15 protein-coding genes are annotated in these 15,639 nt (G+C 70.6%); 10 read left to right on the forward strand and 5 right to left on the reverse strand.

Annotation, left to right across the window (positions count from 1 at the left end; genetic code table 11):
* Positions 1 to 8 precede the first annotated feature (8 nt).
* The gene (gene coaA / locus ACSDR0_RS12030; RefSeq protein ID WP_435288863.1) at positions 9 to 944 is read left to right on the forward strand and encodes a type I pantothenate kinase; all 936 of its coding nucleotides are present in this window, start codon (positions 9 to 11) and stop codon (positions 942 to 944) included.
* 225 nt (positions 945 to 1,169) lie between these two features.
* Positions 1,170 to 1,748, forward strand: a complete 579-nt coding sequence (locus tag ACSDR0_RS12035; protein WP_435288864.1) for a GNAT family N-acetyltransferase — start codon at positions 1,170 to 1,172, stop codon at positions 1,746 to 1,748.
* Here the strand turns inward: ACSDR0_RS12035 and ACSDR0_RS12040 are convergent.
* Positions 1,712 to 3,343: a hypothetical protein gene (locus ACSDR0_RS12040; protein ID WP_435288865.1), complete on the reverse strand. Its 1,632-nt coding sequence runs from the start codon at positions 3,341 to 3,343 to the stop codon at positions 1,712 to 1,714. The two genes, ACSDR0_RS12035 and ACSDR0_RS12040, sit on opposite strands and share 37 nt — an antisense overlap.
* A 277-nt stretch (positions 3,344 to 3,620) precedes the next feature.
* Between ACSDR0_RS12040 and ACSDR0_RS12045 the strand changes: the two genes are divergently transcribed.
* Positions 3,621 to 5,075, forward strand: a complete 1,455-nt coding sequence (locus tag ACSDR0_RS12045) for a MerR family transcriptional regulator (protein WP_435288866.1) — start codon at positions 3,621 to 3,623, stop codon at positions 5,073 to 5,075.
* A gap of 84 nt (positions 5,076 to 5,159) precedes the next feature.
* Here the strand turns inward: ACSDR0_RS12045 and ACSDR0_RS12050 are convergent, their stop codons facing one another.
* On the reverse strand, positions 5,160 to 5,993 hold the full coding sequence (locus ACSDR0_RS12050; protein WP_435288867.1) for an NAD(P)H-binding protein: 834 nt from the start codon (positions 5,991 to 5,993) through the stop codon (positions 5,160 to 5,162).
* 107 nt (positions 5,994 to 6,100) lie between these two features.
* Between ACSDR0_RS12050 and ACSDR0_RS12055 the strand changes: the two genes are divergently transcribed.
* Positions 6,101 to 6,685, forward strand: coding sequence for a TetR/AcrR family transcriptional regulator (locus tag ACSDR0_RS12055; RefSeq protein ID WP_435288868.1), 585 nt, complete (start codon positions 6,101 to 6,103; stop codon positions 6,683 to 6,685).
* A 78-nt stretch (positions 6,686 to 6,763) separates the two neighbouring features.
* On the opposite strand, the gene ACSDR0_RS12060 is transcribed toward ACSDR0_RS12055, so the two are convergent.
* Entirely contained in the window at positions 6,764 to 7,543 is a 780-nt protein-coding gene (locus ACSDR0_RS12060) for a class I SAM-dependent DNA methyltransferase (protein WP_435288869.1), read from the reverse strand.
* Between the two features lie 212 nt (positions 7,544 to 7,755).
* On the reverse strand, positions 7,756 to 8,976 hold the full coding sequence (locus tag ACSDR0_RS12065) for a cytochrome P450 (protein ID WP_435288870.1): 1,221 nt from the start codon (positions 8,974 to 8,976) through the stop codon (positions 7,756 to 7,758).
* Positions 8,977 to 9,605: 629 nt separating this feature from the next.
* Between ACSDR0_RS12065 and ACSDR0_RS12070 the strand changes: the two genes are divergently transcribed.
* The 6 genes from ACSDR0_RS12070 (at position 9,606) to ACSDR0_RS12095 (ending at position 14,788) form a co-directional block, all read left to right on the forward strand.
* On the forward strand, positions 9,606 to 10,142 hold the full coding sequence (locus ACSDR0_RS12070; RefSeq protein WP_435288871.1) for a hypothetical protein: 537 nt from the start codon (positions 9,606 to 9,608) through the stop codon (positions 10,140 to 10,142).
* Positions 10,143 to 10,346: 204 nt separating this feature from the next.
* Positions 10,347 to 11,297, forward strand: coding sequence for a DUF389 domain-containing protein (locus tag ACSDR0_RS12075; protein WP_435288872.1), 951 nt, complete (start codon positions 10,347 to 10,349; stop codon positions 11,295 to 11,297).
* Positions 11,298 to 11,381: 84 nt separating this feature from the next.
* Positions 11,382 to 12,287, forward strand: coding sequence for an ABC transporter ATP-binding protein (locus tag ACSDR0_RS12080; protein WP_435288873.1), 906 nt, complete (start codon positions 11,382 to 11,384; stop codon positions 12,285 to 12,287).
* Positions 12,280 to 13,158 (forward strand): ABC transporter permease, encoded by an 879-nt coding sequence (locus tag ACSDR0_RS12085; RefSeq protein WP_435288874.1) that lies wholly within the window; start codon positions 12,280 to 12,282, stop codon positions 13,156 to 13,158. Before ACSDR0_RS12080 ends, ACSDR0_RS12085 begins: the two co-directional genes overlap by 8 nt.
* Positions 13,155 to 14,069, forward strand: a complete 915-nt coding sequence (locus tag ACSDR0_RS12090; protein WP_435288875.1) for an ABC transporter ATP-binding protein — start codon at positions 13,155 to 13,157, stop codon at positions 14,067 to 14,069. The genes ACSDR0_RS12085 and ACSDR0_RS12090 overlap by 4 nt, the downstream gene beginning before the upstream one ends.
* A 2-nt stretch (positions 14,070 to 14,071) precedes the next feature.
* Positions 14,072 to 14,788, forward strand: coding sequence for an ABC transporter permease (locus ACSDR0_RS12095; RefSeq protein ID WP_435288876.1), 717 nt, complete (start codon positions 14,072 to 14,074; stop codon positions 14,786 to 14,788).
* Between the two features lie 50 nt (positions 14,789 to 14,838).
* Here ACSDR0_RS12095 and ACSDR0_RS12100 read toward each other — a convergent pair whose 3' ends face one another.
* Entirely contained in the window at positions 14,839 to 15,615 is a 777-nt protein-coding gene (locus ACSDR0_RS12100) for a hypothetical protein (protein WP_435288877.1), read from the reverse strand.
* Between the last annotated feature and the right edge of the window lie 24 nt (positions 15,616 to 15,639).

The following is a 15,639-nucleotide window of genomic DNA, read 5'->3' on the forward strand; positions in this document are numbered from 1 at the left end:
TCCTGAACATGGCCAACGGTTTGGACACCGCGACACCGTACGTGCAGCTCAGCCGGGCTCAGTGGAGCGAACTTCGCAAGAACACGCCCCTCACGCTCACCGTGGACGAACTGGAGGAGTTGCGCGGCGTCGACGACCCGATCGACCTGGCCGAGGTCACCGACATCTACCTGCCGCTCACCCGGCTGCTCAACCTCCACTTCACCGGGGCCAGGCAGCGCAGCGCGGCGCTCAACACCTTCCTCGGCGGCGGGCGGCGGGCGGCCCCGTACGTCCTGGGCATCGCGGGAAGCGTCGCGGTCGGCAAGTCGACCACGGCCAGGCTGCTGCACACCCTGCTGGCCCGCTGGCCCGAGCATCCCCGGGTGGACCTGATCACCACCGACAGCTTCCTGTTTCCCAACGAGACCCTCACCGCCAGGGACATCATGCACAGGAAGGGCTTCCCCGAGAGCTACGACCGGCGGGCCCTGGTCAGGTTCGTCGCCGACGTCAAGGCGGGGCTGCCGGAGGTGACGGCCCCGGTCTACAGCCACCTGGAGTACGACATCGTGCCCGGCGCGACCCAGACCGTACGCCGCCCCGACATCCTCATCGTCGAGGGCCTCAACGTGCTCCAGCCCGCCCCGCCCGCCGCCCTCGCGATCAACGACTACTTCGACTTCTCCATCTACGTGGACGCCAAGGTCGAACACATCCGCGACTGGTACGTGGACCGCTTCCACAAGCTCCGGCGCACGGCCTTCGAGGACCCGAAGTCCTACTTCAGGTATCTGGCCGACCTGTCGGAGGAGGAGGCGACCGACTTCGCGAAGAACGTCTGGCGCGACATCAACGAGCGCAACCTCGTCGAGAACATCGCCCCTACCAGGGGCCGGGCGGACCTGGTGCTGCACAAGGGTTCCAACCACTCCATCCAGCGCGTCCGCCTGCGCCGCATCTGACCTCCCGGCCCTCGGCGCTCCGCACCGTGTCCCGTGGGGCTCCGCCCCACCCCCCGGGCGAGGGGCCTTCCGGCCCCTCACACTCCCCGGCCGCCGACCGGCTCCCCAGGCTCCGCCCCTTGGCTTCGAGGCATGCCGACCGGCCACCAGTTGAACTTCCCCGCTGTTTCGGGCGAGGCCGCGCGGATAGTTTCGAGGCGGGAGCGGGTGAGGGAGGCGGGTGCCGTGGGCGAGACAGCGAGCGGTCGTGTGATCGTGAAGGCCCTGAGCCCGGAGGAGGCCGAGACGATCACGGAGGAGGTCGGTACGGCTTACCGGGAGTCGTTCGGCGCCCCGCCCAACGACGAAGGGCCCGCCGAGTTCGAACACCAGCGTGCCTCCTACTCCGAACTCCTCAAACGACGAGGATTCCGGTTGTCGGTCGCCCGGCAGGACGGGCTGCTGATCGGCTTCGCCTACGGGGCGTTTCTGCTGGAGGGTGGCCGTTGGTGGAACGGCATGCGTGATCCACTCCCGGCCGGGTTCACCGACGAGTCCGGTTCCCGCACCTGGCACCTGGTGGATCTGGGCGTACTGCCGAGCCACCGCGGGCGCGGCATCGCCAAACAGCTGACCGAGGCGGTGCTGGCCGGGTGTGGGGCGCAGCGGGCGGTGCTGGCCGTGGAACCGCGGCTGGAGGGCAACCAGCGACTCTACCGATCGTGGGGCTGGCGGCAGGTCGGGAGCGTGGATGCCCCGGCGTCGTCCATCAACGACGTCTACGACATCTACGTGCTGGAAGACCTGCCTGCGGGCAGACCATAGGAACGCAGCCGCTCGTCCAGGCGCACCACGGGATCGGTGCGGTTCCAGGGTGAAAGGGCTTGGCGGGCATCGGCGGTGGCCGCGACCAGTCGCGGGGACCGGTTACGGCTGGCGAGCTCGGCGGTCCGGGCCAGTTCCGTACAGGCCTGGCCGATTTCACGTTTCTGGGCGAACGCGCGACTGAGATACAGGTGACCGAACGCCAGGTTGCGGGAAAAAGCCGTCCCTATCGAGGTCATCGCCTCCCGCGCGCAGGCGATCGCATTGTCGGGTTCACGCATGTCGAGGTGGCACAGGGCGCGGGTCAGCGTGAGCATGGCCGGACCGAAGAAGTACGTCAGGCTCCGCCCAGGGTCGTCTTCCGTGGAGTCGTCCAGCCCTGAGCGGGCGGCTGACAACGCGGCACGGCACCGCGCGTGGTCCTTGGCTCGATTCCTTCCGTTCTCGCGGCGCAGGATTCCCGCGTAGGCGCGGGCGCCGACGTCGTTGGCATAGGCGATCAGCATGGGACTGCCGCCTCGCCGCGCCCAGGCAAGTGCCCCGAGAGCGTGCTCGACTCCAAGACGTGGATCGCCGGACCAGGTGGCCAGGTGACTCCATTGGGCGAGCACATAACTGGACATGAGGTCGTCATCGGCTTCATGAGCGGCACGCCGGGCCTGGTTGTAATAGTGCTCGGCTCCGGCGAAGTCACCGGAGTTGAACAGCAGCCACCCGATGAAGCGGGATGTGTCAGCCAGCAGCGACATCAATCGCCGGCGCAGGTCCTCATCGGCGGCGCCGGTCAGGAGCCGGCGAACCAGCCCGTGCTGCGCCAGAGCGGTCTCCAGCACGGCTTGGGGGCCCAGGATGTCCTCCTGCCTTATGGCGTGATGAAGGATCGTCTCCACATGCCCGACCGCCTCGCCGTCGACCCGCGAGGGCGTCTGGGAGACCAGTGTCAGGCGTTCGAGGGCGTCACGGTCCAAGTGGGCGAGAAGGGGGGAGGCATGCGCCGCGGCGGCCGCGGAGGCGATCACGGCCAGTACGTCACGGCGTTTCATCCCGTCCGCCCATTGAGTGAGAGCAGCGACCAGATAGCCGAACTCCTGCTCCCGTAGATCCGCGAGCGCGAGGACCCGATCGACCTCGTGGCCAGGCGACCGTGTCGGTAACGCGCCCAGAAACGAGGCGATGCCGGTGACCGTGAGTACGGACTGGGGAGCAGGCCCGCCCTTGGCCGCCGGGTGCCTGCCGGTGTGGTCATCGTCACGGCTGTGGTCCTCCCCATGGACCAGATCCCCGGCCCGGCACCGGTAGATGCGGGCCAGGCGTTCCAGGCCGGAGATGGGAGGTTCGTTGCCGGTCACCGAAGGCCAGGCCTCCCACGCCCCAAGTCGGCGTTCGCTGAGCACGTCGTCGGGCCAGCGCAGGTTCCATAGTTGGACCACCTTGGACTGCGTATATCGGTGTGCCTCTCGGAAGCCGCGCAGCGGATTGAACTTGAATCGAAGCTGATAGTCCGCAGCGATCTGACTCCACGTCGCCCCGTGCTCGCGCATCTGGGTCGTGAGAGCGTCCATCTGCTGCTTGAGGCTGCGGGGTTTGGGTGGCATCGCTCGCCCCTCCCGGACATCACTTCCCCGAGGCGGTGTGTTGTCCTCCAAACGCTACGACATCGCTTACGCCAAGTGACGGCCCATTCAAAAACCGGCGACCGGACCGCCGGTTTTGGCCGCGGATCACTCCAGTGGCCGGTTGCCGCCTCCTCTGCCCCCTCAAGATCCCCGCCCGGACCGCGTTCTTCGTGAGCGCGTGATAGCGGAAAGTGACATTACGGCTGCTGGGGCAGCCGATACATCAGGAACTCGACACCCCGACTGAGGAGCGCGGATGCGCATCCCCCACAGCGCGGTCCTGGCGAGCAGGCCGCATGCGCGAGAGCTGGGTGGACCCCTTGCACAGAGCGATGGTCTGATCCACATCACAGCCTGGTGCCTGCCGGGCAAGATGGCCGCCCGCAGAGCCCGCGCTCTGCTGCGATCGCAGGTCGCCGGTCACATCACCGACGAGGCGACGCTGAGCGATCTGGATCTGATGGTCTGCGAGCTGGCTGCCAACGCGTATCGGCACGCCCAGGGGCCGTACGAAATGCGGATTCTGCACCACAGGGGCGTACCAGTGGCGTGTGAGATCGCTGACGCCGGGGGCGACCTGGAGAGCATCGCCCGGCACCTGCTTCGCCACAGCGACCGGGTGGAGGTCGAGACGACCGAGGATATCGACGCGTTGCAGATCGGCGGACGCGGTCTGGGCATCGTCGCCCAGCTGTCCGGGGGCTGGTGTGGAACGCACACCACCCTCCTCTGCGGTACCGGCCAGAGCGGCAAGTGCGTCTGGTTCGCCCTCCCGGTCAACGCGTACCGAACCGATCTCCCGGCTTCACGGCTCTCGGGAGCGGCGAAGGAGGATCGTGTCCTGGTCCCCGGGCTGGTTCGGAAGTCCTCAAGAGGCGGCCACCATCGGCTCCAAGGGCTTGAACCTGCCGCGACGGCAGGTCCTAACGTTGCGGACGTGATCGGGAAAGACGACGCCGGGCGCCGGTGGAGCATCGGCGAGGTGGCGCGGGCGAGCGGGACGACCGTGCGCGCGCTGCACCACTACGACGAGATCGGCCTGCTGAGCGCGAGCGAACGCACCGCGTCGGGGCACCGTCGCTACACCGGGGACGATGTGCGGCGGCTGTACCGGGTGCGGGCCCTGCGGGCGCTCGGGCTGTCCCTGGAGGAGATCGCGGACGTGCTCGCGGACTCCACGGACGACCTGGCGGCGATGCGCGACCTGCTGACGGCCCAGCTCCGCGAGCTGGAGGCGCACGGCGCGCGGATCCAGCGGCTCACGCACCGGCTTCACGGCCTGCTGGAACAGATCGACGGCGCGTCGATGCCCGATCCGGACCAGTTCATGACGACCCTGGAGATGATCTCTATGTTCGAGACCTCGTTCACGGCGGAGCAGCGGGAGCGACTGGCCCGGCGCAGGGCCGACCTCGGCCCGGAGGCCGTCGAGACGGCCAGGACCGAATGGGCCGGGCTCGTCGAGGAGCTCCTGCGGCACGTACGGGACGACACTCCCGTCGACGACCCTCGGGTGCGGGCCCTGGTCCAGCGCTGGGACGCGCTGGCGAGCCGGTTCCACGACGACGGCGAGGACGGCGAGCGGACCAAGGACGCGGCGCGGCGGATGTGGCGGGAGAACAGCGAGGAGATCGGCCGGAGCCTCCCCTGGCCCGCGGACCGCATGCGCGACCTGGTCCTCTATCTGGAGCGCTCCCGGCGGGCCGGATGACCACAGCCGATCACCCGCCGCCGGGTCATCCGGTTCCGGGTCATCCGGCTTCACCACCGCCCCGTGTGATCCGCCGCGGGCGGGTCAGGTGAAGGCCTCGATGTTGCGTCGCGCCCATTCGGCGAAGGTGCGGGGGGCACGGCCGAGGATCCGTTCCACGTCGGGGCTCACCCTCTGCTCGGCGGCCGACGGCTCGCCCAGGATGGCGAGGGTGCCTTCCACGACCGGTTCGGGCATGAACCGCAGCATCAGCTCCCTGGCCTCCTCTCGGCTCTGCTCGACGAACCGCACCGGTGTGCCGAGCGCGTCCCCGATCGCCTCGGCCCGCTGACGCGGGGTGATCGGCGCCGGGCCGGTGAGTTCGTACGTGTGACCGGCGTGCTCCGCCTCGCGCAGGACCACGGCCGCGACCTCGGCGATGTCGGCCGGGTCGACGGCCGGCAGCCCGACGTCGCCGAACGGCGCGGCGGCCGTCCGCCGCGAGCGGATCGTCTCCGCCCACGCGAAGGCGTTGGAGTCGAAGCCTCCCGGCCGCAGGACGGTCCACTCCAGACCCGACCGCCGGACGGCGTCCTCCAGCACCCGGAGGGGGGCGTGGGAGCCGGATTCCGGCCGGGTCCCGGCGGCCTGGGAGGACTGCAGGACGACCCGTCCGACCCCGGCCGCTCTGGCGACGTCGAGGATGCCCTCCGGGTTCAGGTGCTCACCGGCACCGGCGACGAGGAGGAACAGCGCGTCGGCTCCGTCGAGCGCGGGCCGGAGGCTTTCCGGGTCGGCCAGGTCGGCCCTGTGGTGCGTCACACCTTCCGGCATGTCCGAGGGCCGTCGCGAAACCGCCGCCACCCGCTCTCCGGCCTCGGCGAGTGCCTGTACGAGCGTTCGCCCGACGTTCCCGGTCGATCCCGTGACCACGATCATGAAAAGCCCCGTCCATCGTGAGGCGATCCGCCTCGCAAGTGAGTTAGTTGACTGACTAAATGGACCATAGCCAGCCGTGGCGCCCGTTGTCTACACTCGTTAGTGAGATGACTGACTCAGCTGAGAGCGCCCCCGGATCGAAGCGGGGCAAGCGGGAAAGACTCGTGGCCGCCGCGTCCCGGGTCCTGCACGAGCAAGGTGTCGAGAAGACGACGCTGGCCGACATCGCCCGCGTGGCCGAGGTTCCCCTGGGCAACGTCTACTACTACTTCAAGACCAAGGACCAGCTCGTCGAGGCGGCGATCGAGGCGCACGCGCTCAACTTCCGGGCGATGACCGCCTCGCTCGACATGCACACCGGCCCCCGGGACCGCCTGAAGGCACTCCTGCGCGGCTGGATCGAGCAGCGCGAGCTCACCGCGAGATACGGCTGTCCCACCGGGACCCTCTGCTCGGAGCTCGACAAGCGCACCGACGGCCTCGACCGCGCCGCGGCCGAGGTCATGCGGTTGCTGATCGACTATGCCGAGCGGCAGTTCAGGTCGATGGGCCGGTCCGACTCCCATGAGCTCGCGATCGCCCTGGTCGCCGCCTACCAGGGCATCTCGCTCCTCACCAACACCTTCAGGGACCCCGAGCTCATGGCCGGGGAAGGTCGTCGCCTGGAACGCTGGATCGACTCACTCGCCTGAGGGTCGCCGTCGAAGGCGAACATCGCCCGACGCGGCACCGGCCGGCGGCCGAGGTCACGTCCGGGAGAGAACCCCCGCTCAGCCGGCCCGGCGGGCGACGTACAGGATCCGGTCGTGGTCGTCCTCGTCGGCGGGCTCCCGCGCGGACGTCCCCACCAGCCCGCGGGCGGCCACGACGCGCAGCCCGGCCTGTTCGGCCACCCGGCGCACCGTCCGGTCGGAGTGGTGTCGCTGCACGTGCCGCATCGACACCCGCTCCCAGCCCTCGCCGGCCCGCTCGAACAGGTCGAACTGGGTGATCACGACCGCGTCGACCTCGATCCGCGGGGACACCGCGAACCACGCCACGTACCGGTCCCCCCGGTCGGCGACCGCGGGGACGCCGAACGCGCGCCGGTAGTAGCCGATGGTGTTCAGATCGAAGACCAGCACCCCGTCCCCGGCGAGCTGGTCGCGCGCGGCCGCCAGCGCCCGCCGCAGCTGGTCCGTGGCGGTCAGGTACGTCATCGGCAGATCCACGCAGGCGACCGCGTCGAAGCCGGTCAGCCCCGGCGGGGGCTCCTCCAGCCGTCCCACCAGGAACCGGATCCCCTCGGCCCCGGGCCGGCGCCGGGCCATCGTCACCATCGCCGGGGACAGGTCGTAGCCGGTCACCTCGAAACCCCGCTCACGAAAGGCCACGCTGCTGCGGCCGGTCCCGCACCCGGCGTCCAGCAGCCGCCGCCCGCCCGTACCGTACCGATCCACCGCCTCCACGTAGCGGTCCACCAGAGTGGCGGTGTCCATCCGCGCGTTCAGCTCGTCGTATCGGGCCGCGACGCTCTCGTACGCCGCCAGCGTCTCGTCCACATGCGACATGCGCGCCTCCTGCGCGGGTGTCCCGTCGGCCGCGCGCCGGGTCGGGGGCCGCGCCGGGCCGTCGGGCCCGGCGCGGCCGGTGGGAGGAGAAGGCCTACCAGATGAACCACGCTTGCCGGTTGACCCGGCGGCCGGTAACCCGACGCAGCAACTTCCTCACGGAACACACCTCCTTTCCTGGTGACCGCTGGTGGTCAGGGTCTGGTTGGGAGTCAGGGTCTGGTGGGGGTCCGGCGCAGCTGGAACCGGGGAGGGGTGATGATGCCCGCGACGTGGGGGCGTCCGTGGCCACCGCGCACCTCCAGGCGGGCGCCGTCGGTCACGGCGGCGAGCAGGCCGGTGGCCAGGGTCTGGGCGACGGCGGCGCCCGCGCAGGTGAACGGGCCACCGCCGAAGGGCAGGTAGGGCCCGCGAGGGCCGGGACCGTCCCACCGGTCGGGCCGGAACCGGGCGGCCTGCGGCCAGTGCCGGTCGTCCCGGTGCAGCAGGTAGACGCAGACCGACACGCTCTCCCCCGGCTCCACCCGCACACCGCCGACCTGGTGGGCGCGGTGTACCGGGCGGCCCAGCAACCATGCCACCGGCCACAGCCGCAGCGACTCCCGTACGGCCGACTCCGCGGGCACGGCCGCCAGGTCGACGCCGTGGGTCGCGGCGGCCAGCAGCGCCCAGGCGACCACGTGGCCCACCGGCGCCACCGAGGTCCGGAACAGCAGCAGGTACACCTGGGCGACCTGTGCGGCGGGCGTGTCGGGCGGGGTGGACCCGAGCACGGCGTCCAGCAGGTCACCGGGCCGGCCGGGCCCCGGACCGGCCCGGCCGGCCCGCCGGGCGCGCACCTCGGCGGTGACCGCCCGCACCACGCGCGCCCACAGTGCCAGCCGCGCCGCGCGCGCCAGCCGGCCGCCGGAACGGATCAGGACGTCGCGCCCCACCACCCGCGCCATCAGCTCCCGCAGCGCCGGCGGGCTGTCCGGGCGCAGCAACATCTCGGCCAGGAACCGGTGCGTGGCGGCGCGCCCGGCCGACGGCCACTCGCTGACCTCCCCCAGCTCCGCCACGACGGCGGGCAGCCGCTCGCGGTGCGCGGCCAGGTGGGCGCGCACCGTCGCACGCGCCGCCCGCCCGATGGCGACCTGCGTCTCCCGCGGCCCCAGCCGGCCGCCGCGGACGTGGAAGAAGTCGGACACCTCGTCGTAGTGGCCCTCCTCGTTGTGCAGCACCCGCAGGGCCTCCGCCGGGTCGGCCACGCACAGCGACCCGTCGTCGGGCAGCCGGAACACCGGCCCCTTCTCGCGGGCCGCCCGCTCGACGAAGCCCAGCGGGTCCCGGCGGTACCACCGCGCCTCCCCGCCGGGCAGGCCCCCGGCCGCGACCGGCCACGACCGCCTCCCGTCGGGAGCGGTCCGATCCGATTCCCCAACCGTCGCCATCCCACCTGCCCCACGCCGTCGGTGACCTCGGGTGTACGCGCGGGTGATGCCGTCCGCGCGCCCCGCCGGGAGAGCGGCGTCGCCCGCCACCTCACCGGGCGGGCGACTGGGCCTGCCGGTACGCGGCAACGGCGGAAAGGACGACGCCAAAGCAAGAACAGCGGAAGCTTATACCTTTAAGCCATTCTTGCTGGTTATTAAGTGAACGGTGGGAAATATAAGTATTTTATTTACAGAATTGGTGGAATGCCATTGTCGGAGTATCCGGGGAAGGGGTCGTCCACTCTCACCCCCGGCGGGGTGTGAGCGGGCTCCCCGTCCGGCGCACCGGTGGCTTCCGTTCGGGTGTGACAGGGATGGCGCCACGAATCAAAGGTGACAGGGGCGACAGGGGTGACGCCGCGAGGACCCCGGGCCACGCGCGAACGGGCCGGAGATCCCGCCCCGGGGAGGGCGTCGTGTGCCGCCCGTCACGAACCGGCCACCCATCAAAGGTAAAAAACTTCCCCGCCTGCGGCTATGTATGCCGTAACAGCGCCAAGCCCTGGCCAGCGGAGTGGCTTAGTGTCTGATATGTGAGCATCCCATCCCGTGGGCCGCTAAAGCTGAGCGTTGGCGCGAGCGTCGGTTTGAAGATCGGCGCCACACTCCTGGCCGCCCCTTTCGTCGGCATTCCACTGTTCGCGATCTCGAAGCTCGAAGGGGCCGTCGAGCCGTCCACCGGAGGCCCCCCTCTCGGCTCCCAGATCCTGATGGTGCCCTTCGTCGTGGTCCTGGTGGTCTTCCTCATCGTCCTCCTCGGCATTTTCCGCTTCCGGGCGCAGGTGGAGGGAGGCGTCGTGGAGGTCCACGGCGCGTTCACGACGCGCAGGGTGGATCTCGCGCGGGCCCGTGTCTGGCTGGACTCCTTCCCCGAATGCTCAAGAGTCCGTGACCTGACCGGCCGCCGGCTCCCGCACCTGTACCTGTACGCCCAGGAGCCGGGCGGCCGCAAAGTCCTGCTGCGGCTGCGCGCGGCGCGCGCCTTCCTGCCGCCGCACGAGCTGGCGGCCCTGGCGGACGCCATCGAGTCGGACCACCGGACCGGCCAGGACGCCGAGCAGGCCTCCCGGACGGTCGACCTGCTCCGGCGCCTGAGCACCGACCCCGCCACCAAGGTCTCCTGAAGAACCCCTTGGGGGAATCGGAAGAGCCCCTTGGGGGAGTCCGTCTCCGCGCCGACGACGCCGCTCGGCGAACGCCCCGGGCACGGCCCCCGGATACGGACCTCGGATACGGACCTCGGATACGGACCGCCAAAGCGACGACCGGGACATAGCCATATGGTTTCGGGCTTCAACGGGCCGGGACACAGGTCCTAGGGTTGGCCCGTGCTGCATCTACGTGTGATCAGTCCACCGGAGCTGTCGGACAAGGTGCTTGAGGTGCTCGACGGGTGCGTCGGCGTCGTCAACATCGTCGTGTTCCCCGGTGCCGCGCGCTCCCCCGCCGGTGACCTCATCCAGTTCGACATCGCCCGCGAGGCCGCCAACGAGGTGATCGAGCGGCTCCAGGAGCTCGGCCTGCACACGGAGGGCTCGATCGCGGCCGAGCAGGTCGACCTGTCGATCTCGGAGGTGGCCGAGCGCGCCCAGGAGGAGGCGCCCGGCGACAGCGACGACGCCGTGGTCTGGGCGGAGTTCGCCCAGCGGGTCGACGAGGACACCCGGCTCACCTGGGCCTTCCTGGCCTTCCTGGCGATCGCCACCCAGCTCGCGGCGATCGGCGTGATCGTCAACTCGCCGATCCTCATCATCGGCGCGATGGTGATGGGGCCGGAGTTCGGCGCGATCGCGGCCATCTGCTTCGGCCTGCTCCGTACCGACCGTGACCTCATCGGCCGCGCGGCCAGGACCCTGGTCCTGGGCTTCGCCGCCGCCATCGCGATCACCTTCGCCTGCGCGCTGGTCTCTCGGGGGCTCGGCTGGATCGGCGTGAGCTCGCTCGGGACGGGGCACGAGGAGATCGAGTTCATCGTCAAGCCCGACAGGTGGTCGTTCATCGTCGCGCTGCTCGCCGGGGCCGCCGGGGTGCTCTCGGTCACCGCGGGCAAGTCCTCGGCCCTGGTCGGCGTCTTCATCTCGGTCACCACGGTCCCCGCCGCCGGATACTTCGCGGTCGCCGCCGCGCTGGCCCGCTGGGGCGACATGGCCGCCTCGGCCGTCCAGCTCGGGGTGAACGTCATGGGAATGATCATCGCCGGCGTGGTGACGCTCCTCGTCCAGAAGGCCTACTGGTCCCGGTTCGGCATGCGACTGCCGGCCCGTCCGGGTGGGAGTTAGCGGCTGAGAATTGCCCTTTCGGACGAGGCGAGACTCCTTCGCATGACGGAGGTGCGCACCTGTGGCGACGGATAGTGTCCGAGCATGACTATCCTCGCCACCGAGGGACTAACCAGACGTTTCCCCCGGGTGACGGCGCTCGACCAGCTCACCGTCACCGTCGGCCCCGGTGTGACCGGCCTGGTCGGCGCCAACGGCGCGGGCAAATCCACGCTGATCAAGATCCTCCTCGGCCTGCTCGAACCCAGCGCGGGAAGCGCCCGGGTGCTGGGCATGGACGCGACGACCCAGGGCGCGGAGATCCGCCGGGTCGTCGGTTACATGCCGGAGCACGACTGCCTGCCCCCCGACCTGTCCGCCACCGAGTTCACCGTGCACATGGCCCAGATGTCGGGCCTGCCGCGCACCGCGGCCCGCGAGCGCGCCGCCGACGTCCTGCGCCACGTCGGGCTGTACGAGGAGCGCTACCGGGCGATGGGCGGCTACTCCACCGGCATGAAGCAGCGCGTCAAGCTGGCCCAGGCCCTGGTGCACGACCCGCGCCTGATCCTGCTGGACGAGCCCACCAACGGCCTCGACCCGCGGGGCCGCGACGAGATGCTCGCGCTGATCCGCAGGATCGGCTCCGAGTTCGGCATCAGCGTGCTGGTCACCTCCCATCTGCTGGGCGAGCTTGAGCGGGTCTGCGACCACGTCATCGTGATCGACGGCGGCAAGCTGCTGCGCTCCTCGTCCATCGGGGAGTTCACCCAGATCACCCAGACCGTGACCGTCGAGGTCGAGGAGGGCCAGGACGCGCTGGCGGCCCGCCTGACCGAGCTGGGCGAGACCGTCACCCCGCACGGCAGGATGCTGCTCGTCCACGTCCGCGCGCCGGAGACCTTCGACGCGCTCCGCGACGCCGTCTGCGAGCTCGACCTCTGCCTCGTCCGCGTGGAGCAGGGCCGCCAGCGCATCGAGGACGTCTTCAGGGAGCCCGCCAATGTCTGAGCCCACGGGTGTCATCCACGACATCGGATACCGCCACTACGAGGGGGTACGGCTCGGGCGCGGTCACGCCACCGCCGCGCTGACCGTGCACAGCCTGCGCGGGATCTTCGGACTCGGCCGCACCGCCCGCTCGAAGATCATCCCGTTCGTGCTCGTGGGCGTCATGCTCCTGCCCGCGGTCGTCTCCATCGCGATCATGGCGTTGGCCAAGCAGGAAGGAATGCGCTACACCGGGTACGCGGTCGTCATGCAGGCCGTGCTCGCGATCTTCCTGGCCTCGCAGTCGCCGTACGCCGTGGCGCCCGACCTGCGCTTCCGGGTGCTGCCGCTCTACCTGTCGCGCCCGGTGACGCTCTGGGACTACGTCGGGGCGAAGCTCGCGGCGATGGCGACCGCCATGTTCCTGCTGCTGGCGGCACCGCTCACCGTGCTCTACATCGGCGAGGTGGTCATCGACCTTCCCGGCGACACGCACACTGCCGAATACCTCACCAGCATGGCCGGCGCGGTCGGCTACGCGCTGCTGCTGGCCTGCATCGGCGTGGCCATCGCCTCGTTCACCCCCAGGCGCGGCCTGGGCGTGGCCTCCGTCATCGCCTTCTACCTGCTCACCTCCGCCGTTTCGACCGTGCTGTTCGCGACGCTGGAGTCGATGGGCGACGACGCCTCCGCCTCGTGGGCGTGGCTGATCAACCCCTTCTTCCTGGTGGACGCCGCCGTGCACGTCGGAATCTTCGGGGCGGCGCCCACCGCGGGAGTCATCTACCCCCCGGACGGCGGAACCCTGGTCGCCGGAGCGATCATGATCGTGCTGATCGCCCTGTCCCTCACGGCCCTGATCGCGCGCTACCGTAAGGCGGCCTCCCGATGAAGATCGAACTGGCCCAGGTGTCCCGCTGGTACGGCAACGTGGTCGCCGTCAACGACATCACCATGACCGTCGGCCCCGGCGTCACCGGGCTGCTCGGCCCGAACGGCGCGGGAAAGTCCACGCTGCTGCACATGATGGCCGGGTTCCTGGCCCCCTCGGGCGGCACCGTCACCCTCGACGGCGACCGCATCTGGCGCAACCACCAGATCTACCGCTCCATCGGCCTGGTCCCCGAGCGCGAGGCCGTCTACGGCTTCCTCACCGGCTGGCAGTTCGTGCTGTCCAGCGCCAGGCTGCACCGCCTCCCCAACCCGGACGACGCCGCGCGCAAGGCGCTCGCCCTGGTGGAGATGGAGAGCGCCAAGGACCGCAGGATCGAGACGTACTCCAAGGGCATGCGCCAGCGCGTCAAGGTGGCCGCGGCCCTCGTCCACGACCCGCAGGTCCTGCTGCTCGACGAGCCGTTCAACGGCATGGACCCGCGCCAGCGGCTGCACCTGATGGACCTGGTCCGCGCCATGGGCACCGCGGGCAAGACCATCCTGTTCAGCTCGCACATCCTGGAGGAGGTGGAGCGGGTCGCCCAGCACATCGAGGTGCTGGTCGCCGGGCGCCACGCCGCCTCCGGGGACTTCCGCGAGATCCGCCGCCGGATGACCGACCGACCGCACCTGTTCAAGGTCCGTTCCAGCGACGACCGCCGCCTGGCGTCCGCGCTGATCGCCGACGCCTCCTCGGGCGCGGTCTCGCTGACCGAGACGGGCCTGGAGGTGCACGCCATCGACTTCCGGCGCTTCACCCGGCTGCTGCCCAGGGTCGCCAAGGACGCGGACATCCGGATCCTGCAGGTCTCCCCCGCCGACGAAGACCTGGAGAGCGTCTTCTCCTACCTGATCAACAGGAGCAGCTGACCATGAACGGTGTCATCGCCGGAATCTCCTACCGGGCGCTCCTCGGCCGCCGCCGGATCTGGCTGCTGATCATGCTGCCCCTGGTGCTGATCGCCATGGCCGCGCTGCTGAGGTTCATCGGCGCCGCCGACGAGCGGACCGCCGTCGTGCTCATGCAGACCTTCGCCATCGGCACCATGCTGCCGCTGCTCGGCCTGATCGCGGGGACCGGGGTGATCGCCCCCGAGATCGACGACGGCACGATCATCCACCTGCTGTCCAAGCCGATCTCCCGCCCGGTGATCGCGCGGACCAAGTTCGTGGTCGCCGCCTCGATGCTCGCGCTGTTCGCCGCCGTGCCGACCTTCGTCGCGGCCTACCTCCTGGTCAACCTCGAATCCGGCATCGCGTACGGCTTCGCGCTCGGCTCCCTCATCGGCGGGATCGCGTACGCGGCGGTGTTCATGCTGCTGGGCGTGCTGACCCGGCACGCGGTCACGATCGGCATCGTCTACGCCCTCGTCTGGGAGGGCGTGGTCGGCAACTTCGTCCCCGGCGCCCGCAGGTTCTCCATTCAGCAGTGGGCCCAGACGATCGCCGACCAGCTGTCGTCCTCCGCGTTCTTCTCCACCGAGATCACCCTCGGCTTCGCCGTCCCCGCCCTGGTCATCGTCACCGTCGGCGCGGTCCTCTGGGCGGGCAGGCGCCTGCGAAGCTTCTCCATCACCGGCGACGAGTAGCCCCGTCGCCCCCGAGGAGACCCGGAATCCACGAAAGGCGGGAGACCGGGTCAGAGCGAGCGGGACGGGCGGGCGTGGCGGCTGGCGCGGCGTCTGGTGTGGCGGACGGTCAGCACCCCCGTCAGCACGAGGACCAGCAGCCCGGCTCCGGCGCCCGCGTACCACAGGCGGTTGACGGCGGGCGCGGGCGCGCGGGCGGCCTTGGCCTTAGCCTCGGCCGCCGCGCCGGCGGGCAACAGGTCGGAGTGGGTGGCGCAGACGATGGGCCTGTCGTCCTTCATGGCGCTCGCGCAGGCGACGGTGGCCAGGCGCAGCAGGTCGGGCGGGGTGTCCCGCACCTCGCCCGTGGTGTGGAAGGCGGCGTTCCCGCCCGCCTTCAGGTCGACGGCCCAGGTAACCTCCCCGGCCCGCGCCCTGCCCCCGCGGTCCGCCGAGACGAACCGCAGGCCGTCCGGCAGGCTCTGGGTGAGGCGCAGCCCGCGGGCGTCGGTCGCGCCGATGTTGCGGACGGTGACGGTGTAGGTGAGCCTGTCCCCCTTCTCGGCGCTGGTGCGGCCGTTGTCGACGTCGATGCTGAGCGTGGGAGGCGCCGCCGCACCGATCTTCATCCGGCCCCTGGGTCTCTCGCCACCGGCCCTCATCCCGTCGGCGGGGGTCCTCCCGCCCCCGGCGTTCCTTCCGTCCTCGCCGCCGGCGTGCGGCTCGCGCTGGGACCCCACCGGCGAGAACGAGAGGGCCGGTGGCGAGGTGGTGAGGACGAGGGCCAGTACCGCGACGAACAGGCGGCCTGCGCGGCGCCCTGTGCCGGTGGGACGGGTTACCGCCATGGTTTCTCCTTCACGTTGCCCGTG

It is taken from the genome of Streptosporangium sp. G11 (assembly GCF_051192615.1).
GTDB lineage: Bacteria > Actinomycetota > Actinomycetes > Streptosporangiales > Streptosporangiaceae > Streptosporangium.

Bases quoted from the DNA above. Each gene is read 5' to 3' on its own strand.
- ACSDR0_RS12090 (WP_435288875.1), top strand. From the start codon at position 13,155: ATGAAGATCGAACTGGCCCAGGTGTCCCGCTGGTACGGCAACGTGGTC.
- ACSDR0_RS12085 (WP_435288874.1), top strand. From the start codon at position 12,280: ATGTCTGAGCCCACGGGTGTCATCCACGACATCGGATACCGCCACTAC.
- ACSDR0_RS12055 (WP_435288868.1), top strand. From the start codon at position 6,101: ATGACTGACTCAGCTGAGAGCGCCCCCGGATCGAAGCGGGGCAAGCGG.
- ACSDR0_RS12050 (WP_435288867.1), bottom strand. From the start codon at position 5,993: ATGATCGTGGTCACGGGATCGACCGGGAACGTCGGGCGAACGCTCGTA.
- ACSDR0_RS12045 (WP_435288866.1), top strand. From the start codon at position 3,621: ATGCGCATCCCCCACAGCGCGGTCCTGGCGAGCAGGCCGCATGCGCGA.
- coaA (WP_435288863.1), top strand. From the start codon at position 9: ATGGCCAACGGTTTGGACACCGCGACACCGTACGTGCAGCTCAGCCGG.
- ACSDR0_RS12080 (WP_435288873.1), top strand. From the start codon at position 11,382: ATGACTATCCTCGCCACCGAGGGACTAACCAGACGTTTCCCCCGGGTG.
- ACSDR0_RS12040 (WP_435288865.1), bottom strand. From the start codon at position 3,343: ATGCCACCCAAACCCCGCAGCCTCAAGCAGCAGATGGACGCTCTCACG.
- ACSDR0_RS12065 (WP_435288870.1), bottom strand. From the start codon at position 8,976: ATGGCGACGGTTGGGGAATCGGATCGGACCGCTCCCGACGGGAGGCGG.
- ACSDR0_RS12095 (WP_435288876.1), top strand. From the start codon at position 14,072: ATGAACGGTGTCATCGCCGGAATCTCCTACCGGGCGCTCCTCGGCCGC.
- ACSDR0_RS12100 (WP_435288877.1), bottom strand. From the start codon at position 15,615: ATGGCGGTAACCCGTCCCACCGGCACAGGGCGCCGCGCAGGCCGCCTG.
- ACSDR0_RS12060 (WP_435288869.1), bottom strand. From the start codon at position 7,543: ATGTCGCATGTGGACGAGACGCTGGCGGCGTACGAGAGCGTCGCGGCC.